14 protein-coding genes are annotated in these 26978 nt (G+C 49.5%); 1 reads left to right on the forward strand and 13 read right to left on the reverse strand.

Annotated features, from left to right (window positions below; translation table 11 throughout):
* Window positions 1-38: 38 nt before the first annotated feature.
* From AYJ58_RS01920 to AYJ58_RS01965, 10 genes are all read right to left on the reverse strand, one after another.
* Window positions 39-482 carry a GNAT family N-acetyltransferase gene (locus AYJ58_RS01920; RefSeq protein WP_106648479.1) on the reverse strand — a complete coding sequence of 148 codons (444 nt, stop codon included), beginning with the start codon at window positions 480-482 and terminating at the stop codon, window positions 39-41.
* Between the two features lie 7 nt (window positions 483-489).
* Window positions 490-1302: a 3'(2'),5'-bisphosphate nucleotidase CysQ gene (cysQ, locus tag AYJ58_RS01925; RefSeq protein WP_106648480.1), complete on the reverse strand. Its 813-nt coding sequence runs from the start codon at window positions 1300-1302 to the stop codon at window positions 490-492.
* 71 nt (window positions 1303-1373) lie between these two features.
* Window positions 1374-1925, reverse strand: a complete 552-nt coding sequence (gene nudE / locus AYJ58_RS01930) for an ADP compounds hydrolase NudE (RefSeq protein ID WP_106651723.1) — start codon at window positions 1923-1925, stop codon at window positions 1374-1376.
* 236 nt (window positions 1926-2161) lie between these two features.
* Window positions 2162-18424 (reverse strand): Ig-like domain-containing protein, encoded by a 16263-nt coding sequence (locus AYJ58_RS01935; RefSeq protein WP_106648481.1) that lies wholly within the window; start codon window positions 18422-18424, stop codon window positions 2162-2164.
* A 22-nt stretch (window positions 18425-18446) separates the two neighbouring features.
* Window positions 18447-19310, reverse strand: a complete 864-nt coding sequence (locus AYJ58_RS01940) for a sulfotransferase family protein (protein ID WP_106648482.1) — start codon at window positions 19308-19310, stop codon at window positions 18447-18449.
* A gap of 160 nt (window positions 19311-19470) precedes the next feature.
* Entirely contained in the window at window positions 19471-20010 is a 540-nt protein-coding gene (locus AYJ58_RS01945; protein WP_106648483.1) for a phage tail protein, read from the reverse strand.
* 11 nt (window positions 20011-20021) lie between these two features.
* The gene (locus tag AYJ58_RS01950; RefSeq protein ID WP_106648484.1) at window positions 20022-20543 is read right to left on the reverse strand and encodes a phage tail protein; all 522 of its coding nucleotides are present in this window, start codon (window positions 20541-20543) and stop codon (window positions 20022-20024) included.
* Window positions 20544-20556: 13 nt separating this feature from the next.
* A complete protein-coding gene (locus AYJ58_RS01955) occupies window positions 20557-21075 on the reverse strand; it encodes a phage tail protein (protein WP_106648485.1) in 519 nt (172 codons plus the stop codon).
* 72 nt (window positions 21076-21147) lie between these two features.
* Window positions 21148-21435 carry a DUF6916 family protein gene (locus AYJ58_RS01960; RefSeq protein ID WP_106648486.1) on the reverse strand — a complete coding sequence of 96 codons (288 nt, stop codon included), beginning with the start codon at window positions 21433-21435 and terminating at the stop codon, window positions 21148-21150.
* A 136-nt stretch (window positions 21436-21571) separates the two neighbouring features.
* Window positions 21572-22081, reverse strand: a complete 510-nt coding sequence (locus AYJ58_RS01965) for a GNAT family N-acetyltransferase (protein ID WP_106648487.1) — start codon at window positions 22079-22081, stop codon at window positions 21572-21574.
* A gap of 326 nt (window positions 22082-22407) precedes the next feature.
* Here AYJ58_RS01965 and AYJ58_RS01970 point away from each other — a divergent pair, with 326 nt between their 5' ends.
* Window positions 22408-23175, forward strand: a complete 768-nt coding sequence (locus AYJ58_RS01970; RefSeq protein ID WP_106648488.1) for a hypothetical protein — start codon at window positions 22408-22410, stop codon at window positions 23173-23175.
* Here the strand turns inward: AYJ58_RS01970 and AYJ58_RS01975 are convergent.
* The 3 genes from AYJ58_RS01975 to AYJ58_RS01985 are packed head-to-tail and all read right to left on the reverse strand — an operon-like array spanning window position 23145 to window position 26894.
* The gene (locus AYJ58_RS01975) at window positions 23145-24260 is read right to left on the reverse strand and encodes a hypothetical protein (protein ID WP_106648489.1); all 1116 of its coding nucleotides are present in this window, start codon (window positions 24258-24260) and stop codon (window positions 23145-23147) included. The two genes, AYJ58_RS01970 and AYJ58_RS01975, sit on opposite strands and share 31 nt — an antisense overlap.
* On the reverse strand, window positions 24260-26317 hold the full coding sequence (locus AYJ58_RS01980) for a phytanoyl-CoA dioxygenase family protein (protein ID WP_106648490.1): 2058 nt from the start codon (window positions 26315-26317) through the stop codon (window positions 24260-24262). The genes AYJ58_RS01975 and AYJ58_RS01980 overlap by 1 nt, the downstream gene beginning before the upstream one ends.
* A complete protein-coding gene (locus AYJ58_RS01985; protein WP_198555571.1) occupies window positions 26295-26894 on the reverse strand; it encodes an aspartyl/asparaginyl beta-hydroxylase domain-containing protein in 600 nt (199 codons plus the stop codon). The genes AYJ58_RS01980 and AYJ58_RS01985 overlap by 23 nt, the downstream gene beginning before the upstream one ends.
* Between the last annotated feature and the right edge of the window lie 84 nt (window positions 26895-26978).

Below are 26978 nucleotides of genomic sequence, written 5' to 3' on the forward strand. Positions count from 1 at the left end.
AATTCAAAGGTGTTTTTAATTAAAAGTGACCATGGAATTTAAGGCCTGAGATAAGTCATCACCACTCTATCTGCGCCAGCGCCAAAATAATCGGCCTCAAAAGCCGAATCAACGAAACCTAAATGCTGATATAAGCCATGGGCAGGATTACTCGGGTCAACCGTTAGACACACACGTTCAACAGAGACGGGTAACTCAGCTAAACACTGCTGCATCAAACGTTTGCCTAATCCCTTTCCACGAGCATCTTCACTTACTGCAACAGATAAAATCCACCTACAAGTAGGATCGCCACTCTGGGCACAGAGCAAATAACCTTGCAGAAGATTATCTTCATCCACCGCCACTAAAAATTGCTCTGGCCAGCAATCAAATCCCTGACGGAAGAAAAAATCGGGATAACTATGCTCACCAAAAATGGCTTGCTCAAGCTGATAAACCGCTAATAACTCTGACTTAAATACCGGACGTATAGACTGCATTCGAAAATCATTCACCTATTAAAATCTTATCCCACTCTAAGTTGGGTGCGCCCACTACGATAAAGTTAGGGTTTTCTAACGTCTCGCGCTCATTGTAGGTTAACGGTTGCAGCTCAGTATCCATCAGCTGTCCACCCGCTTCCTCGACGATAATTTGCGCGGCTCCCGTGTCCCACTCACCCGTTGGTCCGACTCGTACATAACAATCGGCTCGACCTTCGGCGACAAGACAACTCTTTAACGCTGCGCCGCCCATAACGACTAACTCGCAGTGTTTGGGATGGTTGAATAGGGTCAATACAGATTGAGGGTCCTGACGACGACTCACGGCCAATCTTAGGGAGACCTTTTCACGGTGCTCGATTTGGCGGCTGCTGATCCGCACTTCCTGTTTATCGGTGCGTTTATATGCGCCTAAACCTGCAATCGCGTAATAACACACTTGCGTCATAGGCACATACACCACGCCCATCACGGGACGATTGTGCTCAACGAGTGCAATAATCACCGAAAAATCACCACTGCCAGCAATAAACTCACCCGTGCCATCGAGTGGATCGACCAACCAATAGCGTTTCCAAGATTCACGTACGCTCAGAGGAATGTCGGCCGCCTCTTCAGATAACACAGGAATATCAGGCGTTAAAGCAGTTAATCGGTCACAAATGATCTGGTTCGCCGCTAAATCTGCGGAAGTGACAGGGGTATTGTCAGACTTCATTTCTCGCTCAAAATTACCTTTGAGATAAATGTCACGGATAGTTATCCCTGCATCGGTCGCAATCGCAATAACTTCGTCGATCAACTCTTCTGGCTTCATAACAACTCCAATCGCAAAGTTCGCGAATGTTTTGCAAGCGTTTCAGCTTTGAACGCTTAAAAGGAAAAAGATTATTTAAGGTATAAATACTTTTGCGCTAAAAACAACGCACTCACACTACGGGATTCGGAAAAATCGACATCATCGAGCAGGGCCTCCCAATCGGCGAGCGCCCAAGGCACCACATCAATGGGTTCCGGCTCATCACCTTCAAGGCGACTCTCATACAGATCTTCTGCAAGAAAAATTTGCATCTTACTGGAGAAATAACCCGGCGCTAGGCTAAGTTCTTTCAATAGCGTGAGCTTATTCGCCCCAAAGCCAATTTCTTCCTGCAATTCTCGGTTAGCCGCTTCGACTGGCGATTCACCAGGGTCGATAAGACCTTTAGGAAACCCGAGCTCGTAATTATCGGTTCCGGCTGCATATTCCCGCGCCAGTAGCATTTGCCCTTGATGAATAGGCACTATCATCACAGCACCACGGCTGCCGCCTTTCATACGCTCGTATTGGCGTTCGACACCATTTGAGAACTTAAGATGCACTTGCTCAATTTGAAATAATCGACTTTTCGCGACAACTTCGGTATGCAATATTTCCGGCTTATTCTGCCGCTGCGACATAACTGCCTCTAGATAAAAAAGCGATAAATTAAATAAGATAAGTGACAATCTTACTATCCTGTCTTTAATCTACAACCTGAATTTGTTACATGCTCCTAAGGGTAAGCCACAAATCCTTTGCGATATGCATCACAAGCCAAGCCCAGCCTTAAGTGAACACCTTCAAAATATTCTCAAATATGATGTTTTTATTAGAGAGTAAAAAGGGGCGAATGCCCCTTTTGATATGCTAACGCTTAAAATTGATAACGTAGATTGAGCTGGTAACTGAGGAAGTCATTCGGCTCGATATCCACATACTGATACCCCAAGCCAACTGACCAAGCGTCGCTCACTTGATAGCTAAACCGCACACCGGCATACCAATCAGTGCCATCAAGCTCTGTGGTTAAACGGCTATTGCCCATAGTGCTACTGATATCTGCTTGCCATCGAAATAATCCGATAGGTACTTCAAACCGCCAAGCATCATGCTGCAGTAAGGTTAAACGCAATCCCAACATCACGCCATCAGCCAGTACGGGGGTCACGGCTTTGACCTGCTCATGATATTGCGCCGGAGTGAGACTTGCACCCTCAATCCGCGCACTTCCATTACCAAAGTCGGCATAGCCTAATTCGATTGCCACCATGGAAGTCCATTGATAACCCAAACTTAAGCCAAACGCAGTATCTTTGTCATCAACCGATGTCACTATGCCCGCTGCAGCGTCAGACTGTAACTCTCGTCTGCCGCTATCAACCTGAGCTTGGCCGACAAAGCCCTCGACATACCAGTTATCAGCGGCATTCGCTTGAGTCACTGTGCTGGCGAGCAACACAGCACCCAAGACCACTTTATGTAATTCACGGCGGCGAATTAAACCCGTCGCAACGATCAAGCCTAATGCCCACAAGGCCATACTACCTCCTCCCGACTTGTTATCAATCACCACTTCTTGATAGGCTTTAACAGTAATCAACACTTGTCCTATTGCCTCACCACCCAGCCCATCACTAATCCGATAGCTCACAGTATCGACACCATCGAATCCTGTTTTAGGGATATAACGCAGCTTGTTAGTCTCAATGGATACTGTCCCTTGCTGCGCGGTTGCGCTGACTAAGGTTAAAGCATTGCCATCTGGATCGCTGTCATTACTCAACACATCGAGTAGCAAGCTCGTTCTGTCGTCGGTTGCGGCGCTGTCGTTGACTGCCGTTGGTGCGGTATTGCCACTCACTACCACAGTCAACTCACTACTCGCAGTGCCACCTTTTCCATCGGTAATGCTATACACCAGCACATCAGTACCGATGAAATCGGTTGCTGGCGTGTAACTTAGCTGCTGATTAGCCAAGATGACGGCGGTACCAAACTCGCTAGTCACTTGTGTAACTGTCAAGGCATCACCATCACTATCGGTATCATTGGCGAGCACATCAACATCGAGGCTCTGATTCCAAGGTATAGAGGCAGTATCTGGGTTCGCCCCAGGTAAATGGTTGCCATTGAGTATCACGGACACACCACTTGGATCGACGATAGTACGGTTAGCGACGCCATCGTCATCGTTTGGTCCACCATCTTCTATGGTTAACTGCACACACCAATGGCCTTCAGTTAATCCAGAAGTCCAACGACTGTCTCCTGGTGGAGGACAGAAACCACGCTCACCTTCACTACTGGCGACACTATTGCGCGTATCAATCACAAAATCCTTCCAACCATTTTGGGCTTGATACTTACGATATACCGCATTGGCAGGAACTGGCGAACGTTGTGGTATCACCAGACTGTAACTCTGCCCTTGTTGTGGCAATCCCGTCGCGATGAAGTCAAAAATACCGCCGACATTGGCCGCTATGCTGTCTTCTGGGACAAGATCAGGTAATAGTTGAATACCACTTTGCTCTTGCATCAGTGCAATATTACCTAAGCGTAAGCACACGCCAGCCTGCCCCTCAGCCAAGAAGTACACAGGCTGTAATTCACCTTCGGGCATAATGTTACAGTCGTTAATCGCATCCAAGTAATCAGGAATACCGTCATCATCTGAATCGGTAAAGCCTTCTTGAACATCTGGGATCAAATCACCGTCTGTGTCTGCGCCTGTCAATATAGGTAGGCTTGAACGTACAACAATGTAGACTTGTTCTGTGGTTGACAGCGCTGGCAAACCATTATCAGTAACCGTCACACTCACAGGGTAAATGCCCGGCAGGACAGATACTGGAGAGAAGAACATGCCCGCGTCATCGGATTGTAAGTTCAGCGAACCGCTTGCCCATGTTGACGTTAAGCTATCCTGCATATTGGCGTCAGTGATATCGGCATCAATGCGTACATCACCGCCATTTTGCGCCACAATAAATTGGTGCACTCCCGCTTGAGTCACATCCAACGTTACCTTAGGCGCAATATTCGCTTCGGTGATCAACACCTGAGTTTGCTGCTTACTGCCCAAGTTCAAGCTAGGATCTAGATTAATCAGCACATCCTCATCCACTTCGACCTCAGCATCTTCAAAGGTGCTAAAGCGGATCTCAGCTTGTTGGCCCGATGTCACTTCGACCACCCCATCAACCAAATCATGATCACCGCTACCTGCAGAGCCTGAAACGGTATAAGGCACAGAAAGTGGATATACGGGTGCGGCGCCATTAAGGTGCACGCTCACTAACACCTCATTGCCCTCACCGACAAGTTGATCTTTACTCAAGGAAATCAAAGGATGCACTTTCACCTTTTGTGCTTTAATCGCCTTATTACCTTCGCGATCTATAGCTTGCCAGTAAGCTAAGTAGCTGCCGGGTGCGAAGAACAGACTCTTATTCACCAGAGAAACGGGCAATGGATGACCGTTACGATCGACCGCTTTTGCGAAGCCAAGCTTAACGCGAGTAAATAGGCCCGTCGCATTCACATCGACATCGTCAGGCAAAGTGATTACTGGCTGATTGACCGACTCAGTGCCTTCAATCAATACATTCACCTTGGCACTTGCACGCCCCTTGTTACCATCACTGATGGTATAGCGAAGCGCCACAGGCCCGACATAGGCTTCAGGCGCAGTAAAGCTCAAGCCCTCACTGGTGATTTGCACACTGCCGATATCCGCAGCCGCGCCATCTATCGTTAAGGTATCACCATCGACATCAACATCGTTCGCGAGCACCGCAAGCGCATACATATCGTTGGCGGTACTTGTTAAGATGTAGTCGTCATCAACCGCCTGCGGGTCATCATTCACTGGCGTGACGTTAATAGTTACAGTTGCAGGCTCGGAACTCAGCTCGGCATCCTTAGCAATAAAGCTAAACATGTCTGTTCCATTGAAATCCTTCTCAGGGGTATACAGCCAAACAGTGCCATGTTGCTCTAAGGTGCCGGATTCTGGCTGACTCACCACTTCATAGGTGAGCGGGTCGTTATCCACATCCTCTGCCGCAAGGGTGATCGTCACAGAACTATCTTCCTCTAACGTCACAGTTAAACTTGTCGCCACAGGCGCATCGTTGACGTTGGTCACCGTGATGCTGAAGCTTTGCTCTGCCGTTAAGCCGTCCGTGTCCGTCACCCGCAGTGTTACTGGGTGTGCACCCACATCGGCATTGCTTGGCGTGCCACTTAACAATCCAGTAGCCGCATTGAAGCTCAACCAGCTTGGTTTAGTCACCGCGCTCAACGTCAGCACATCGCCCACATCGGTATCACTCGCCGCGAAGCTGTAGCTGTACGCGGTATCTTGAGTGGCAGCTGTGATGGCCGTTGAACTGATGGTCGGCGCATCGTTGACGTTGGTCACGGTAATGCTGAAGCTTTGCTCTGCCGTTAAGCCGTCCGTATCCGTCACCCGCAGTGTTACTGGGTGTGCACCCACATCGGCATTGCTTGGCGTGCCACTTAACAATCCAGTAGCCGCATTGAAGCTCAACCAGCTTGGTTTAGTCACCGCGCTTAAGGTTAATGTGTCGCCTACATCGGTATCACTCGCCGCAAAGCTATAGCTGTACGCAGCATCTTGAGTGGCAGCTGTGATGGCCGTTGAACTAATCGTCGGCGCATCGTTGACGTTGGTCACTGTGATGCTGAAGCTTTGCTCTGCCGTTAAGCCGTCCGTGTCGGTGACTTTCAGTGTCACCGCATGGCTGCCCACATCGGCATTGCTTGGCGTGCCACTTAACAATCCAGTAGCCGCATTGAAGCTCAACCAGCTTGGTTTAGTCACCGCGCTCAACGTCAGCACATCGCCCACATCGGTATCACTCGCCGCGAAGCTGTAGCTGTACGCGGTATCTTGAGTGGCAGCTGTGATGGCCGTTGAACTAATGGTCGGCGCATCGTTGACGTTGGTCACGGTAATGCTGAAGCTTTGCTCTGCCGTTAAGCCGTCCGTATCCGTCACCCGCAGTGTTACTGGGTGTGCACCCACATCGGCATTGCTTGGCGTGCCACTTAACAATCCAGTAGCCGCATTGAAGCTCAACCAGCTTGGTTTAGTCACCGCGCTTAAGGTTAATGTGTCGCCTACATCGGTATCACTCGCCGCAAAGCTATAGCTGTACGCAGCATCTTGAGTGGCAGCTGTGATGGCCGTTGAACTAATCGTCGGCGCATCGTTGACGTTGGTCACTGTGATGCTGAAGCTTTGCTCTGCCGTTAAGCCGTCCGTGTCGGTGACTTTCAGTGTCACCGCATGGCTGCCCACATCGGCATTGCTTGGCGTGCCACTTAACAATCCAGTAGCCGCATTGAAGCTCAACCAGCTTGGTTTAGTCACCGCGCTCAACGTCAGCACATCGCCCACATCGGTATCACTCGCCGCGAAGCTGTAGCTGTACGCGGTATCTTGAGTGGCAGCTGTGATGGCCGTTGAACTAATGGTCGGCGCATCGTTGACGTTGGTCACGGTAATGCTGAAGCTTTGCTCTGCCGTTAAGCCGTCCGTATCCGTCACCCGCAGTGTTACTGGGTGTGCACCCACATCGGCATTGCTTGGCGTGCCACTTAACAATCCAGTGGCCACATTGAAGCTCAACCAGCTTGGTTTAGTCACCGCGCTTAAGGTTAAGGTGTCGCCTACATCGGTATCACTTGCCGCAAAGCTATAGCTGTACGCCGCATCTTGAGTGACAGCAGTGATGGCCGTTGAACTAATGGTCGGCGCATCGTTGACGTTGGTCACCGTGATGCTGAAGCTTTGCTCTGCCGTTAAGCCGTCCGTATCCGTCACCCGCAGTGTTACTGGGTGTGCACCCACATCGGCATTGCTTGGCGTGCCACTTAACAATCCAGTAGCCGCATTGAAGCTCAACCAGCTTGGTTTAGTCACCGCGCTCAACGTCAGCACATCGCCCACATCGGTATCACTCGCCGCGAAGCTGTAGCTGTACGCGGTATCTTGAGTGGCAGCTGTGATGGCCGTTGAACTGATGGTCGGCGCATCGTTGACGTTGGTCACGGTAATGCTGAAGCTTTGCTCTGCCGTTAAGCCGTCCGTGTCGGTGACTTTCAGTGTCACCGCATGACTGCCCACATCGGCATTACTTGGCGTACCACTTAACAATCCAGTAGCCGCATTGAAGCTCAACCAACTCGGTTTAGTCACCGCGCTGAAGGTTAAGGTGTCACCCACATCGGTATCACTCGCCGCAAAGTTGTAGCTGTACGCCGCATCTTGAGTGGCAGCTGTGATGGCCGTTGAACTAATGGTCGGTGCATCGTTGACGTTGGTCACTGTGATGCTAAAGCTTTGCTCTGCCGTTAAGCCGTCCGTATCCGTCACCCGCAGTGTTACTGGGTGTGCACCCACATCAGCATTGCTTGGCGTGCCACTTAACACGCCCGTAGCCGCATTGAAGCTCAACCAGCTTGGTTTAGTCACCGCGCTTAAGGTTAATGTGTCGCCTACATCGGTATCACTCGCCGCAAAGCTATAGCTGTACGCCGCATCTTGAGTGGCAGCTGTGATGGCCGTTGAACTGATGGTCGGCGCATCGTTGACGTTGGTCACCGTGATGCTAAAGGACTGGTCAGCGGTTAAGCCGTCTGTGTCCGTCGCTCGCAGTAATACGACATGGCTGCCCACATCCGCATTGCCAGGTGTGCCACTTAACAATCCAGTGGCAGCATTGAAGCTCAACCAACTTGGTTTGGTCACCGCGCTTAAAGTTAATGTGTCGCCCACATCGGTATCACTCGCCGCAAAGGTGTAGCTATAAGCCGCATCTTGGGTGGCGGCAGTGATGGCCGTTGAACTAATCGTCGGTGCATCATTGATGTTGGTCACGGTAATGCTAAAGGACTGGTCTGCCGTTAAGCCGTCTGTGTCCGTCGCTCGCAGTAATACGACATGGCTGCCCACATCAGCATTGCCAGGTGTGCCACTTAGCACGCCAGTGGCAGCATTGAAGCTCAACCAACTTGGTTTGGTCACCGCGCTTAAAGTTAATGTGTCGCCCACATCGGTATCACTCGCCGCAAAGGTGTAGCTGTACGCTGCATCTTGGGCGGCTGCAGTGATGGCCGTTGAACTAATGGTCGGCGCATCATTGATGTTGGTCACTGTGATGCTGAAGCTTTGCTCTGCCGTTAAGCCGTCTGTGTCCGTCGCTCGCAGTAATACGACATGGCTGCCCACATCCGCATTGCCAGGTGTGCCACTTAACAATCCAGTGGCAGCATTGAAGCTCAACCAACTTGGTTTGGTCACCGCGCTTAAAGTTAATGTGTCGCCCACATCGGTATCACTCGCCACAAAGGTGTAGCTATAAGCCGCATCTTGGGTGGCGGCAGTGATGGCCGTTGAACTAATGGTCGGTGCATCATTGATGTTGGTCACTGTGATGCTGAAGGACTGGTCAGCGGTTAAGCCATCCGTGTCCGTCACTCGCAGTAATACGACATGGCTGCCCACATCCGCATTGCCTGGCGTGCCACTTAACACGCCTGAAGTCGTATTGAAGCTCAACCAACTCGGTTTAGTCACCGCGCTTAAGGTTAATGTGTCGCCCACATCGGTATCACTCGCCGCAAAGCTATAGCTGTACGCCGCATCTTGAGTGGCAGCTGTGATGGCCGTTGAACTAATCGTCGGCACATCGTTGACGTTGGTCACCGTGAGATTGAAAGCGGGCAGGCTCGCACTAAGCACTCCATCACTCACACTGATCACTATTGCCGTCGTCACACCGACATCCGCATTCGTTGTTGTACCGCTTAATTCCCCTGTTGCCGTATTAAAGCTCGCCCATGCAGGTCGATTCGTAATGTCAAAGAGTAGGCTATTACCATCCGCATCTGCACCTGTTGGCACAAAGCTATAAGGTGCACCTTGAGCCACATTCGTCGCGGGTATTCCCAAAATAGTCGGAGCACTATTCACCACAACCTCGAAGGTTTGAGTACTAGTATTACCCGCACCATCTTCGAGCGTAAGGGTGATAGTACTGGTACCCGAGCCAAGCGCAGTCACAGTCACACTTCTATCGGCATTGCTTCCTGCTAATACAACATCCGCCAGTGGGACCACTGTGGTATCTGAACTCGCTGGCGTCACAAGAATATCCGTCACAGCGGTTACATCATCGGCAATAGTAAACGCGAGCGTAGATGAACTCTCGCCAGGTTGAATGTTTTGATTATCAATTACTGAGGAAGTGGGCGCACTCGTATCAATAGTCACAGATAGAGCGCTCGATGCGACACTGCTATTTCCTGCGATATCAGTAGCAACCGCTGTGATGCTATGGGTGCCCGCACTCACGTTGGTCGCACTAACGCTCCAATCACCACTGCCATCCGCATTGACAGTGCCAAGCTCACCATCAAGTTGGCTGCTAAGGACGACACTGGCACCAGCCTCTGCGGTCCCCGTCAACACGAGTGTTGTATTCTTGGTGATGTTATCCGCGAAACTCGTCCCCGAATCGCTTGCTGCATCCAGATCTGGCGTAGATGGAGCAGCTGGCGCCGTTGAGTCTTGAGTAATAGTAGGGACATTCTGGGATGCGGAAACATTGCTCGCTGCATCGCTGGCAATCACAACGAAATTATTGTCGCTGTCCGTCGATAATGAGGCACTCAGAGTCCATGTGCCCGCGACCACTATAGTGTCATCCAACACAGTCGCGTTATCGGCAACACCGTCATTATCCACATCGGCATAGAGGCTGATTGTCACCCCATCGTCAGGGTGCGTTCCGCTGATCAATGTCGTTGCCAGATTGGTACTTATAGTGCCAGCAGGCGCAGTAACAATAGGATCGACGGGGGCAGTCGTATCGACAATTACATTGACACTGTCCCACTGGCTATAGCTTAAATCGGCATCGTTACTGCCCGCATCTCGCATAGTGTCGCCATTAAGTACTATACCATTGGCATCGACAATTAAACCACTCGCCCCCGTGTTATCACCCGCTTGGACTGTATATCTATAGGTCAGCACACCGCTGGTAGCTGATACGAATACCGCTTGACGAGCCACACCATCGATATCGAGCGTCAACGTAGAAAGTGTGCCAGAAACCGTCACATCCTCAGTCAATGTGAGAGTGATATCGATAGCACTGCCGACGCCATAATGACCATCGTTAACATTAACCACATTCACCGCTGGAATGACAGCATCCTTCGATATGGTATCGGTTACTGCGGGACTAGAAACATTACCCGCCGCATCAGTCAGGGTCAGACTCACGGTCAGAGTGCCATCCCCTAAACCGCTCACATCTATATTGGTAATCTGTTGTGACGCACTTGCGACCGCAATAGATCCTGTGACCGGCGTGCCTGAACTACCAGTAATAGTGTAATTCGCGCTGGTCCCGACCTCCGCACTCACTAAGGTCAGGCTAATCGCACTTTGATTTGCCTGAGTAACCGACGTCTGGTCAAAACTGACGCCAGAAATAGTGGGTGCATCTGTATCGACAGAGTGTACGGTGCCGACACTATAGGCACCGAGTGCATTACCCGCATCATCAACAATATCACTCGTTGTGTGGCCTACCTTCAGACTACCCGTACCCGATATGCCATTAACTGTGATGACAACACCAGTTCCAGAGCTAGCGGAAACGCTCGAAATAGTGCCGGATGCAGTGCCTGTGCTCGCCAGCGCAAAATCATCCACAGTCAAGTTATTCACGGACTCACTAAAGGCTAGATTGAATACAACACTGGTATCCGCTGCCATCGCTCCACCTGCAGGAGCTGAACTAGTAATTGAAGGAGCTTGTGTATCAATAGTTAGAGAAAGTGCCGTCGATACAACACTAATGTTACCCGCCGCATCGGTCGCAGTGACCGTAATATTATGCGCTGAATTACTGGTTAATAGCAGCGTGGTAAACGACCAATTTCCAGAACTATCGGCAGTTGTTGTACCCAATACACCATCGATGCTGCTCGTGAGCGTCACAGTACTATTCGCCTCGGCGCTACCTGTGAGTGTCGGGGTGGTATCGCTAGTTAAATTATCTGTGCTGCTGATCCCGGAATCGGAAGCCGTGGCAAGATCCAGCCCCGAAGGTGCTAAAGGCGCATCGCGATCGACAGTATGACTTGCGCCACCGGTATAAGCGGCGGTATAGCCATTGGTTCCATTACCGTTTCCGGAAACATCTTGGATATTGGAATTCACCTTGACATCGAGTCTCAAGCTACCAGTGCCGCTCACAGTATTCACAGTCACATCAGCACTGTTTCCAGATGCCACAGAAACGCTGGCAATACTGCCACTGGCCGAGCCTGTTGCCGTGAGCACAAAATCATCGGCAGATAGATTGCTCGCTACCTCATCAAAACTCACAGTAAATACTAGACTAGCCCCATTCGCTGCGGGTGATCCCGTCACGACAATCCCAGTAACCACCGGCGGTGTAACATCGGCAACGGTAAAGTTCCAATCGGTTTTATTGCTAATCCCAGCGTAAAGATTACCCACCAAGTCGGTAATAGCTCCATTGGCGATTTGAATGTAATAACTGGTATTTTCAACTAGGTTAGCGGCTAGATTAATAGTCAACACACCCGCCGTTATCGTTAACTGTCCAGCAGGAGAACCCACATCAATGGTCGCTACGGCCACATCGTCGGTGTTGTAAATAACGATATTACCGCTACCGAGTTGAATATTTTCATTCATGGTCAGCACAAAATTGGCACCGACTGCCACCCCAATATCGCCATCTAGGGGGTTAAAACTCTGTACTGTTGGCGTGGCGGTATCTATCGCATAGTTATTGGAATCAGTTGTGCCAGTGCCCACATTACCAGCCACATCGGCCACCCCAGTGTTATCCAATGTAATGATGTTGGTTGCATCCGTCACACTGGCGGTTGGCGTAAGAGTCGCCGTCCAGGTAATACCCCCATCGCCGCTGCTGACCGCAGTTAACGTGCTGTTGGCAATCGTCAGATCGGCATTGGTAAAACCTGTTACAGCTTCACTAAAAGTAAAGGTCACTAAGGACGTTTCGCCAACCGCTAATGCAGTGTCCGCGACTACTATTGTGGCTGCTGGGCGTGTTGTATCTATGGCATAGTTGTTGGAATCCGTGCTGCCGGTGCCGGCATTGCCCGCTGCATCGGCCACACCGGTATTATCCAGTGTAATCAAGTTGCTGGCATCAGTCACACTGGCAGTTGGCGTAAGAGTCGCTGTCCAGGTGGTGCCACCATCACCAGAGCTGACCGCAGTTAACGTACCGTTGGCTATCGTTAGGTCGGCATTGGTAAACCCGGTCACAGCCTCACTAAAGGTGATAGTCACCAGCGAGGTTTCACCAACCCGCAGCGCCGTATCGGCTACCACTACAGTGGCCGTTGGACGCGCAGTATCTATGGCATAGTTATTGGAATCCGTCGTGCCAGTACCCGCATTACCTGCCGCATCCGCAACACCCGTGTTATCGAGCGTGATAAGGTTAGTTGCATCAGTAATGCTGGCTGTTGGAGTGAATGTCGCCGTCCAGGTAATGCCACCATCGCTGCTGCTGACCACAGTTAACGCACCGTTGGCTATGGTTAAATCGGCATTGCTAAACCCGGTCACTGCCTCACTAAAGGTAATAGTCACCAGCGAGGTTTCGCCCGCTGTCAAGGAGGCATCGGCCACGACAATGCTGGCCGTTGGGCGGGCTGCATCTATGGCGTAATTATTGGAGTCTGTGCTGCCGCTACCGGCATTACCCGCTGCATCGGCCACACCGGTATTATCCAGTGTAATCACATTAGTGGCATCAGTTACACTGGCGGTTGGTGTAAAGGTCGCCGTCCAGGTCATGCCACCATCGCCAGAGCTGACTGCAGTCAAAGTACCGTTAGCTATGGTCAGATCGGCATTGGTAAAACCTGTTACAGCTTCACTAAAAGTAAAGGTCACCAAGGACGTTTCGCCAACCGCTAATGCAGTGTCCGCGACTACTATTGTGGCTGTTGGGCGTGTTGTATCTATGGCATAGTTGTTGGAATCCGTGCTGCCGATGCCGGCATTGCCCGCTGCATCGGCCACACCGGTATTATCCAGTGTAATCAAGTTGCTGGCATCAGTCACACTGGCAGTTGGCGTAAGAGTCGCTGTCCAGGTGGTGCCACCATCACCAGAGCTGACCGCAGTTAACGTACCGTTGGCTATCGTTAGGTCGGCATTGGTAAACCCGGTCACAGCCTCACTAAAGGTGATAGTCACCAGCGAGGTTTCACCAACCCGCAGCGCCGTATCGGCTACCACTACAGTGGCCGTTGGACGCGCAGTATCTATGTCATAGTTATTGGAATCCGTCGTGCCCGTACCCGCATTACCTGCCGCATCCGCAACACCCGTGTTATCGAGCGTGATAAGGTTAGTTGCATCAGTAATGCTGGCTGTTGGAGTGAATGTCGCCGTCCAGGTAATGCCGCCATCGCTGCTGCTGACCACAGTTAACGCACCGTTGGCTATGGTTAAATCGGCATTGCTAAACCCGGTCACTGCCTCACTAAAGGTAATAGTCACCAACGAGGTTTCGCCCGCTGTCAAGGAGGCATCGGCCACGACAATGCTGGCCGTTGGGCGGGCTGCATCTATGGCGTAATTATTGGAGTCTGTGCTGCCGCTACCGGCATTACCCGCTGCATCGGCCACACCGGTATTATCCAGTGTAATCACATTAGTGGCATCAGTTACACTGGCGGTTGGTGTAAAGGTCGCCGTCCAGGTAATACCCCCATCACCAGAGCTGACTGCAGTCAAAGTACCGTTAGCTATGGTCAGGTCTGCATTGGTAAAACCAGTCACTGCCTCACTAAAGGTAATAGTCACCAGCGAGGTTTCACCTATGGCCAATGCGGTATCTGCCACCACTATAGTGGCCGTCGGACGTGCAGTATCTATGGCATAGTTGTTGGAATCCGTGCTGCCGGTGCCGGCATTGCCCGCTGCATCGGCCACACCGGTATTATCCAGTGTAATCAAGTTGCTGGCATCAGTCACACTGGCAGTTGGCGTAAGAGTCGCTGTCCAGGTGGTGCCACCATCACCAGAGCTGACCGCAGTTAACGTACCGTTGGCTATCGTTAGGTCGGCATTGGTAAACCCGGTCACAGCCTCACTAAAGGTGATAGTCACCAGCGAGGTTTCACCAACCCGCAGCGCCGTATCGGCTACCACTACAGTGGCCGTTGGACGCGCAGTATCTATGGCGTAATTGTTGGAATCCGTGCTGCCGGAACCTGTGTTACCTGCAGCATCGACCATACCGGTATTATCTAAGGTAATCAGATTGCTGGCATCCGTCACACTGGCGGTTGGCGTAAAGGTCGCCGTCCAGGTAATACCCCCATCACCAGAGCTGACCGCAGTTAACGTACCGTTGGCTATGGTTAAATCGGCATTGCTAAACCCGGTCACTGCCTCACTAAAGGTGATTGTCACCAGCGAGGTTTCGCCCGCGGCCAATGCGGTATCAGCCACCACTATAGTGGCCGTAGGGCGCGCAGTATCTATGGCGTAGTTATTGGAATCCGTGCTGCCGCTACCGGCATTACCCGCTGCATCTGCCACACCGGTGTTATTTAGCGTAATCACATTAGTGGCGTCTGTCACACTGGCAGTTGGCGTAAAGGTCGCTGTCCAGGTGGTGCCACCATCACCAGAGCTGACTGCAGTCAAAGTACCGTTAGCTATGGTCAGGTCTGCATTGGTAAAACCAGTCACTGCCTCACTAAAGGTAATAGTCACCAGCGAGGTTTCACCTACTGCCAGAGAGGTATCCGCTACCACAATACTTGCTGTAGGACGCTGGGTATCAAGCGTCGCGTTGGTCGTATCGGCAGTCGTTGTGACATTGCCTGCGTTATCCGTTGAGCTGAAGGAAATATTTCGGTTAGTCGCATCGATGGCGCCCGAGATTAGCGTATAAGTTGCCGTCCAAGTGCCACTACTATTGCTCGCCGCCACCGCAGCACCACCGCCAAAGGCTGAAAAGTCCACCGTTGCACCGCTGAGCGTATCGCTGTTGTTATCGCCGCCAGCGGTGTTATTCCAAGTGGCGGTGACAGTATCGCCAATCTTATAGGCGCCGCCGATTCCGGTTGCGCCGGAAATACTGATATTGGCATCACTGATGGTAGGCGCGATGTTGTCCACAGTCGCATTGGTGGTGTCGGCCACAGTCGTGGGGCCAGTAGCATTAGTGGCGGTGACGCTGATATTGCGATTCGTAGCATCGATGGCGCCGGACACTAGCGTGTAAGTGGCCGTCCAAGTGCCGCTGCTGTTGCTCGCGACGACTGCGCTCCCCCCTCCAAATTGAGAGAAGTCGACAGTGACGCCAATGATGTCGGCATTATTGTCACCGTCTGCAGTATTGTTCCAAGTCGTGGTGATGGTATCGCCAATCTTATAGGCGCCTCCGGTGCCCGATGCACCGGAAATACTGATGTTACCATCGGTCACAACAGGCGTAACAGGCACGGCGTCCACTAATACGGCCGTGGTACTACCGACCGAATTTAAAGCTGAGTTCAGAGTATTACCCAGACTATCCTTTAAGATGCCACCATTGGTTTCTATCGACCCCGCGATCGCAATTCCATCGGCATCGAGATCACCACTCTGCACTGTGTAGCGGAAAGTCAGTGCATTGCTACCGGAGCCGGAAAGATAACTGGAGTACACAGTGGCAGAGCCAATCGTCAGTGCAATCCGCGGCGTGCCACCAGCAGTATTCACGGTAATAGCTTCGCTGGTATTGACGGTAAAATCGAGGTTTTGTCCCTCTCCATAAGTCGCATTGGCCGGCACGCCAACACTGGTTACGGCTGGCACCACACTATCCACAACCGCATTACTGGTATCGGCCCGAGTGGTAATATTGCCAGCGTTATCCATCGCCGTGACCGACACATTACGATTGTTGGTATTAATGACGCCCGCAACTAAGGTATAAGTCGCCGTCCAAGTACCGCTGCTATTGCTGGCGGCCACGGCCGCACCGCCGCCGAATTGGCTGAAGTCAACCGTCGCTGCACTGATGGTATCGCTGTTGTTATCGCCACCCGCGGTGTTGTTCCATGTCGCGGTGACGGTATCGCCGACAATATAGGCACCACCAGTACCCGTGGCGCCACTGATACTGATATTGCCATCCGTCAGTGTAGGTGCAACCGAATCCACTATCGCGTTTGTGGTATCTGTCATAGTGGTTGCATTGCCAGCATTGTCCGTCGCAGTGACCGATACATTGCGATTGGTCGCATCGATAGCGCCCGAGATTAGCGTATAAGTTGCCGTCCAAGTGCCACTACTATTGCTCGCCGCCACCGTAGCACCGCCACCAAAGGCTGAAAAGTCCACCGTTGCACTGCTGAGCGTATCGCTGTTGTTATCACCGCCAGCTGTGTTGTTCCAACTGGCGGTGACGGTATCACCAATTTTATAAGCGCCGCCGGTGCCACTTGCACCTGAGATGCTGATATTGCCATCCGTCACGGTGGGCGCAATGTTGTCCACAGTAGCATTGGTCGTGTCGGCCGTAGTCGCTGGGCCAGTAGTATTAGTGGCGGTCACGCTCACATTGCGTGCCGTAGCATCAATTGCACCCGCGGTAATGGTGTAGGTCGCCGTCCAATTGTTGCTGCTATTGGTTGCGACGACTGCGGCACCACCGCCAAACTGGGAAAAATTGACAGTCACGCCGGTGATGCCAGCATTATTATCGCCACCAGCGGTATTGTTCCAAGTGGCAGTGACAGTATCGCCAATTTTATAGGCGCCACCCGTGCCCGATGCGCCGGAAATACTGATATTGGCGTCTGATACATTAGGCGTAAGGCTAACTTCGTCAATAGTAAAATTTACCAGTCGCAAGGTGTTGTTTACCTCGCTTTGACAGTTACTGACCTGCACCCGAAACGCGGTGAGGGCGATGCCACTCAAATTAACGGGTGTGTAGGTCATTACACCACTGGGCCAGCTTACAATGTCAGACACTGTGGCTCCGTTATCTTTACGGGTGCCGCTAACAGATGCGCTAGTACAGCTATAATTGGTATCGGGTTTATTAAAACTGGTTAATGTAAATGCATCAAGGTTCACAGCATTGGCTGTAAAATCCAGATGGCCAGCAAAAATGTAAGGGTTAGCATAGTCAGTACTGAATACACTCGGTAACCGGTCTCTTACGCTTACCAGAGCTTTGGAGGAGGTCATGACCAATTTGCCATCCGTGGATGACAGCGAGGCAACTTCGCAGTATTCATTAAAATTAGGTGCAGTACAGAAATTAGGGCTGGTGTAAGTCGTGGGGGCTAATACGGCTGAAAAGTCGCGTAAACTCTTTTCCGAAAAGGCGAGCGCAGAGGTAATGTCACCGCGGTGAATTTCCAGTTCCCAATCCGCACCATTATCCAGATTACCGGTTTTATTGACTGAGGCAGCAATATCCACAGTTGTATTACTTTGAATCAGATCTAACAGTTCTTCACCTGCATCACCTTTGGCTAAATCGCAGCCGTACAGCAGCAGATCCGCTCCGGCAGCTAAAGCGCCTTCTAACGCAGCAAAAGTATCCATTTCATGCTTAAGCGCATTGGCGTCTACTTTGCTGTTGCCTAAATACAGCACACCATCAGCTGCATGGGAGACTATATGCAAAGCGGTTAAGTTTTTATAAGAAGCCAGCACCTGTTTTAACTGAGCTAAACCCGGTTTGGAGGAATCAATTTCAACAATATCTACACCAGGCTTAATACCTCTGTAGAACAAATGTTTATCCGGCACAGCGGCGTCAATAATCACTAGCTCATTCACGGCCTGTTGCTGAATAATTTCAGGACCAGTCCCTTCATTTTCAGTCGTAACGACTCTAGGAACTTTAGATTTGGTATATAGCACTTCGGAAAAAACTGACCCACTAGAGGTAGAGGTCAGATAACTGCGTTGACCAGAACTGTAGCTTTGCACTGGCAGGGCGTAAGTACCAAAAGGCAATAATGCGACCGATAGATGACGAAGTAATTTTGTGTCCATACCCTAATCCTTTATTCAGCAACTACGCTGTTCCTTTTTTACTTGCAATAATAGAAGCTGCAGTCCCTGTATTGTCCAACCAAAAATCCATCTCTTGGTACTTCACAAACAAATCTGGTGGTAAAATGCTTCTCCTAGACTTAAACTCAACTTGCTTCTTAACTGTGTGCAGTCCTTTTACGCCAAGCTTTTGATCAAATTCACTTTCTTCATACTCAACATTATTAAAATCATGTTCGTACAAGGGTTCATCAATAAACTTATAAATCAGCTCTAGGGTCCGTTGTGGATGGCGAGTTAAAATGTCGTAATCGATCAGCAACAATCGATCGGAAAACTCACCATAATATGCCTCTTTTAGCGAAGTCCATGCCGAACCAACGACCCCCATGGACTGAATTAAGCTCTCACAGCGGCTATATACAGTCTGACGATTTGCAGCATTAAACATTCGGCTGTAGTCAAAAGGATTCTTCCGGTAAATCACTTCAAAGCTATCCATAATCCAAGCGGGATTACGCACACAGCAAATCACCTTAAAGTCATCAAAAAGCTCCACCATCTGGTGTAAATGTGCAGTCCAGTGCCTGTTGGTATCAAAAATGACTGGTTGTGATAAATTGGCGTAATAAGCTTCAAATATGGCCCTACAAATCCGTTTCTTTTTTTGTTCATCAAAAAAGGTATTCGATTCACCGTTGGCCCCCATCTGCTCTAAAGCGCCATTGAGCAAAGACGAAACCGGACTGGACATCGCAGCATGAAAAGCTGGGTTCTGTTTCAGAATACCTGCCAGTAAAGTCGAACCAGACCTTGGAAGGCCGGAGATAAAATGAAAGCGAGCCACATCACTCCCTGTGTTTACTGTCTCACTACTGGAATTCATAAAATGAACCTCACTGAGCTGCTCAAATCGTAGTCATAACTGACACTTTATTCCACCCATGCCCAATTATTTGTTAAAAAATTCATTTTCAACGAAAACCGACTCCAGTGAGACAAGGAGCAATAGCGCCTCACTAGTCCGGTACGTTTTACTGGCACTTTTAGTTACGTGGAGGGAATACACCATAAAGCGCTATACAAAAAGGAATAGCGATAAAAGGCTGGCGGTTTTCGTGTGACACCCCAGAGCCAGTAATCCCAAGCATAGTTGGCGCCATTGTTACTAATTGGTCTTGCAGATTAGTATAGGCTTTTTGATTCCCAGCAGCTGTTTTAGCGATACTCAAATAGCCTCCTGCCGCAGTACTGACTGAGGCGCCAGCCCCTGCCATTTTGACTGTCATCAGATGGCTGTGGTTGGGTAGTTCAGTGGTTAATAAAGTCACACTGGTACTGCCATCGGTTTCACCCAAATCTCTGGGGGTTAAACCAGGGCCGATGCCTTGTTGCATCAAGGCATTACCCTGCAAATTAGGTAAGCCAAAGTTAGTGGAGCCATTGCCGCCATAATTTACCCCCAATATGGCAAACAAGGCGGTATTTTGCTGAATAGGGATCAATTGCCCCGCGCAGTAAGCATACTGATAAGGGGCAAACGAATAAGGGAACTGCCGTATTTCACCCACATAAGCGTCAGACATGAAAGCTCTCCTTAATTACGTGATGGGAAAATGCCTTGCAGGCATAAAATAAAATTTAAACATAAAAATGGCATCATATTATCATGGGGTTGCCCACCTCCTGCGCTACTGACCGCTGAAGCCAACAAAGACCCAGTACTATTGGGTGGTGTTGTTGAAGGCAAATAATGATAACCCTGGCCTATCATTTGACCTGATGGTACCGACAGATTGGCTTCAGTCGCTGACACTTGTGCAGTATGATTGTGTGCTGGCATATTGGCCGTTGTTAACGCTACAGCTTCAGTACCATAGACCTGACCTAAGACACGGGCCGTTAACCCCGGACCAGTGCCTTGACCTATAGGTAGTCGACCGCGGGCATCTGGCAAATTAAAGGTATTCACACCATCGCCACCGTAAGTAGTCCCAAGAAGCACAAACAATGCATCATTCTGCGAAATAGCTAGGCTTTGGCCGGCACAAAGCGCCCAATGTTGCGGTGCAAAAGTCCCAGCAAACACCCGTATTTCACCCATATAAGCTGCTGACATAATAATGTTCTCCTTAGTTACGGGATGGAAATACACCCTGCAAAGCGATTGCAAAACGCAATACTAGGCTAGGCTGAAGATTAGAATGAGCAGCATTAGAGCCATTTGGGGTAATGGCATCAGCGGCTAAAACCGCAAGATTGGCGTCAGGCGCGACATAAAAAGCACCTGAATCTGGCACTGCACATAAATTACCATTACCTTGAGGGCTGGGATTAAAGGCCGTGCCTGGTGTATTTTGCGCATTAAATTGATGGTTATGTGCTGGTATTTGGGTTGATAACAGAGTGACATTTTCAACACCTCCAATCTGACCCGAAACATACCCATTTCCAGTACCTATTGGAGTACGTCCACGGTAATCAGGTAACGAAAAAGTGGTGGTGCCATTGCCACCAAAAGTCGTCCCCAGCAACGCAAATAATGCCTGATTCTGATTGATGGCCATGACCTGGCCTGCGCAGTCCGCCCAATGCCGTGGGGCATAGGTTATGGCGAACATTCTGATTTCACCTATATAGGGTTGTGACATAACTCTTACTCTCCTTGTTTGTGGGAAACGTCATCCGATCAGGTGTAAAACTAGGATCGCCTGAGTACTACATTATTTTTTTCGCGCTACTACGATTTGATATTTATCTACCGCATAAGGCGACATAAACAGTTGCACCTCACCAAAACTATCATGACAAAACACATAATTACCGCTTGGACAATGCACAGCCGCATCACTGATTAAGTCCACGGAAAAGGCGTCGTAGCCCACATCCGGCACTTTTGGCAATGAAACCTTATCAACCTTCAGTTCAACGCTATTATTACTGCCATCCTTCAATCTGATGGACTGGTCCACCAGTTGGATTAAAGTGTCAAAGTTAAATTTTTCTATCACTGTTCCCTGCCCCCTAATGCCCAGCCCCTCAAGCCGTACCGAAAAGCTTAGAAAAGCAAACGAATAAACGCCAATAAAAATCTATATTTCTTAATAAGTTGAATTATAAAACTTCAAACTGGAATAGAGTGCAAGCTTAAAGCAGGGTTGTTCGCAATGCTGGTGGGTACCAGATCATCCGCTCATATGGCAACTGAATTTCATCGGTAATAAAGCCCAGTTTCCAATACAAAGTCTTTGCCTGCAGATTGCTTTGCAACACTGACAAGGTCATAGGTGCAGCCACCATAGCTGCGGCCTGCTGGAAAGCTTGGATCACTGCCGCACCAAACCCTTTCCCCCGTGCAACTGGGGTTAATGCTAAATCAATCAGATGAACTTCATTATGGCCAAAATCGATCGTGGCTTTACCAATAGATTCCATGTGCTTTTCAATCACAAAATACATAGCATTGGGATAGGCATTACCGTAGCCCTGAGTTTGCGCTCGGAACTGCATTTCAATCAGCTCGGCTTTTTGTTCCTCAGGGGCATCCAATACCAATAAGTCTTCCCGAGTAGACTGGTAGAGAGATTCTAGAAAAACGTTATCTTTACTCTGAGCGGGGCGTACCGACAGTCCATCGGGTAGGGTGAGATTTTGCATTACAGATCCTTGTATCTCTTAGATATACCAATAACAATAGATGAGCCGTTAAACCTAGACACGCGCTGATCATTCAACCAAGGCTCTCATGCAACTAAACTTGGCGACCAAGATCAGCCCAATCACACATAGATAGAAGCCCAACTAAAGACAAGTTAGTGAATGTGTTTTACGATGTCGATTATTTTTTATACTTTTTTCATTCCTAATTTATAGCTCCCCGTCCAGAGTTCAATGCTATTACTGTTAAGACTTATTAAACCTAGCACTGATATTTAAATTAGCTAGAGTGCTAATTCATTACTTGGCTATTTATGGAGAAACTGATGGCGGCGTATTTTGTATTGTCTACTGGTCGATGTGGCACCCAATGGTTAACCGAAACAATACAACAATGGGATGAAAGTTTTGTTGTTGAGCATGAGCCACTGCACTTTGGCTATCGACCCGATCTCAATACCGTACGGCAACCACTTCTGCACAATCGCGAAATGCTAGAAAACCATCTGCGACAAATTAGGCAACACTTACATACTGGCAAACAATACATTGAAACGGGTTTTCCCTGCTGGCGGCATCTGAGTTGGTTCAAACAACAACTAGGCCATACCGTTAAGGTGATCCATATTCACCGAGCACCACTAGATACTGTGGCTTCATTATTGAAACTCAATGCATTTGTACCGCCATTGCTGCCACATTTACCCATTAAAAATCTGTATTTACCAAGTGATGAACAGGATTGCTTACATCGGTATCGGGACTTATGGCCACAGCTCAACCCTGCGGAAAAAAATCTCTGGTATTGGGCAGAAGTGCAAGCGCAAGCTTTACATTACCAACAGCAGTGGTCAACGCACGACTGGCTAACCCTGAACTTCAGCCAATTATTTTCAGCGCAAGGCAAACAACAACTCAGCCGTTTTTTAGGCTGTCCAGATACAGTGTGCTGGCCTGCGCAGGACAAAGTCGATCAGTTTGGGCTAGGTTTAGTGCAGACCCCAACTGACTTTCCGAATTTAAGTGACATTAATGAAATCAATCAGCTTGCCAAACGGTTTGCTTATCCGGCCCCCTTCGCCAACAGTAACTGATATAAGGGCTGTAGCTTGGCGCGGATCCGCTGTAACTGCGCTGCACTAAAAAGTGCATCTGCGGTTTTTTTACGGTTTTGAAACGGCACGCCCTGTTGTTTTGCATCGAAATGACGAAATGCATTCCAACGTCGCTGCTCAATCTCTGTGAGCGTGGAGCCTGCGAGTATCGCCAGTTGTTGCGCTGAAGTGTGTGTTAACTGTTCATAACTTAGAAGCTTACAAGGGTGTTGCTGTAGCAGCTCTATCATCAACTCCGCCATATGCTTTATCACCTGACATTGGTACTCCAGCAAAGTGACGGCGGTATCTAGCCCATCCCATAATGCAGGCTGTTGGCGCACCATATGACGTCCAGCCAAATAATGATGAGAAGCCAGCACAGCTTCTGGCTGACGGATTAAGCACAATCGCTTTGCGGCAGGATAGGTCGCTAACCAAATCGGCCAATGTTGTAAATCCCACGCATTGCATTTAATCACCAGTTTTTGTTCCTGATGGCGTAAACGCCCCTGCAACCTGAGCACCAGATCCAATACCTGCATTTGTTGTCCAGCCCAAGTCGGGTCTAGCAGCAGATCACTGGCCAACATAGATTCGGATAACACTTTAACCTCTGGTTGCAAGGCAAAACTGCCTGAAACTAGAGTGGAGCCGCAGCGGGACCAGTGAAAAATCAACAAAGCAGGTTTCACGGGTGGCACAGTCAGCCGCTGAGGCAACAGTTGTGCTAGTTGACTACAAGGTTGGATCAGCTGCGCCAGCAAACTTTGTCGGCTCAGCGCGAGATCGTCTTCAAAAAAAGGCAACACAGGCCGAGTAAAGGCGGGCAGCCAACGCACTATTTTACGCTGTGACTGATAGGCATAGGGTTGCCAGCAGCGGCTAAAAGACGCCAGTTCAGGGCAAAATGGCTGCTGGTTCTGTGCAGCTAAAAAACGCTGCAGCACGTCAAAGTTAAGTTCAGGCCACTGCAGATACTGTTGCATCTGTGCCACAAAATCATCCAGCTGCGTGGTTTGCCATAGTGCCTTCAACCGACTGGCATCATGCAACAACGCACGGTACAAGCTGACGCGGCACATCAGCCCACCAAAGGGTACATGTTAATGTACTGCACCATCCGCGGTAACGTCCCACGATTCGGACTCGCACCATGGGGCAAGGCATGGTGCCAAATGATTAAATCACCTGCATTTGCGGCTATGGATTTAACTGGCCACTTGCTCCAATCCTGTTGCTGAAGCTCGATATCCGTCTTGTTTTGCTTTTTGTTTTGTTCGAGAAGCCATTCTTCTATCTTGAGATGAAATCCTGGGACACAAGAAAATGCGCCTTGGTCAACACTGGTATCGGTTAAGTAAATTAACCCTTGAGTGCCAAACTCAACGGGTAGCTGCAGTGGCATATCCCAGTGCATATCTGGCCCGGGAAAACGCCAAGTGGGTGTTTCAGGTGGATTAAAGCTGACTCTGTCGGTTGTCATGACTAAATCGGTTCGATGCCATAGCTGTTCAAACACTTGACGGATTTTGGGGACTTGTCGATTCGCATCTAGTTGCGGATGGCGAAACAGTTGCAGCATTATTTTCTGCATAAACTCATGAGGTTGATACCAAGTGGTGGGATCTTGTTCATTGGCTCCTAACTGCTGCCAAATAAAATCTCGAGTTGCGGCGCATTGCTCTGCCGTGAGCACATGCGGGATCACTAAGTAGCCTTCACTACGCCAAAAATTGAGTTGTGACTCGCTGAGTACTGCCGCCGGATTTGAGTCTTCAACCTCTATTGAACTTAAATCATCGACTTCTGGTACTGTGACCGATGGCGTTAATCCATGGGAAATAGTGCGCAATTGCTGATTAATCCCAGCAATATCCGCGGCTGTCAGCTTGGCTATTTGCTGAATGTAAGCAACAAAAGCTGACTGATGATCGTTTTGATATAAAGCTCTTAGACCCGGCTCTAGCCCTATGCCACAAAGATCCAGCAAGGTTTTATCTAAGTGCCATTCATTAGCCAGTTCGGTGAATGGCACTCCCCGTTTGCGTAGCTGTATCTTTTGCCAAAGCCGCTGCAAATGATAAATGCCTAAACAGCTCAGATCGTCACTCGACACAAGCACTGGTTTTTGCTCTATAACATCAAAAATAAAATCGGGATGAGTCCCCTGCTCATATCGAAAAGCAAGGCATGAGAGCGGCTTAAGCCAATGCTCGCGTCGATATCGAGGTAAGGTGAGTTGAGATTGGTTTTCGCTCAGCGTGGAATGACCATAGACTTGAATGGAAGTCGTGAACTTAAGCGTTACCACACTCGGGCTGAAATCGGGCAATAGTAATGTACCAGCCAAGAAACTGCGGTCTCCACTGGCAAGCAAGCGTGCTGTTTGTAGGTTGAGCGCGAATAACGGTCCTAAATAATGCGTCTCCACAAAATCCTGCACAGTACGACACTCAAGCCAAGCGTCTAGCTCAATGTTTTGCGGAATAAGCATGCCATCATCCGCAAGATACACCTGTAAGTGGCTGAATATCTGGACTTGAGGCTCCTGTTGCAGCAGATGCTTCATGGTTTCAGAGACTATCATATCGAACTTTACTGCTGCTTCTGGTTGCCAAACTGTGGCGTCGGCGCAGACATACGTTGCCACCCGATCTGCTAAATCAAAGTGTTCAATAAGCTTGGTGACTTTATCTAACGAGGCAAGGTGAATGTCGAGCAAGGTGACTTGAATCTGACTCGCAGAAAACAGCGGCAGTAATGGTAATAACAACCAGGCAAAAGGTCCTGTACCCGCATATAAAACCTGTATTGGTCGTTGCGGATTTAGCGCCAACTTATCCTGTATGGCCTGATAAATACCCTGAATAAACACCCGTCCCCGTTCGGGATCTTCGGCACACTGGGCCGCAGTGGTAAGTGATACCGCCTTACCAAATGGCGTAATACTCGCCTCGGTATCCAAAAAAGACTCGGGGTGAAGCTCAATTTCCGTCATAGCGCATAATTGTGCCAGCATGGGATCGATAAGCCGTTTAGCCTCTCCTGCCGAAGAGGCCTGTAATAGCGCGTTGGCGAAGTAAGTTAACGCTTTAATATCGGCACTTTGTCCTGATTCAAGCTTTGATCTTTGCGGCATAGACCAACTCCCTTAGCCAAGTATTCACTTCGCAATCAATCACTAGGTTGATGCGTGCTTCCTGTCCTTTATTTTCAACCCAATGGACTTGGTCGGCATTGATATACCAAAGCTCTCCGGCCCGCATAGGTACACGCTTCTCATCCACATAAAAATTGAGTTGTTCATTAGTTTGCAGTGGTAAGTGTAATCTTGCTTCGCCCTGTTCTAGGCTAAGCCCTAGATCTCTATGGGGCTTTATCTCTGCCCCCGCATGTAAGCGCATCAAACGCACGGATTTCACCGGACAGGCTAAAGATTGGATCACACTGAGTAGCGCAGGACTAGATTCGAGGCAAGGCAGATCTTGCCAGTGCTCCTGTGTAGCGATGGAGAAGGCTTGCAAGATAGGATGCGCGGCTTGATACTCAGCGGCGCAGCGCAAAGCGAGCACATCCCAACCGCCCAGATCCCCTTGGCGATAATCACGTTGATTTACGTGGGGTAGCCAATTTTGTCGCAGCAAAGCATTAAGCTCTTGCTGTAAACTTAGGGAGTTTAGAACTTGAGCTAATAGGGCAAAAGAACAGATATCCATATCCAACCGCTTAATTTTCAGACTAAAAATAATTAGTCATCCAAGACTAGCACAAAGATATGAGCATACAAGTTGCGTGAAAAA

It is taken from the genome of Shewanella sp. Pdp11 (genome assembly GCF_002838165.1).
Classification (GTDB): domain Bacteria; phylum Pseudomonadota; class Gammaproteobacteria; order Enterobacterales; family Shewanellaceae; genus Shewanella; species Shewanella hafniensis.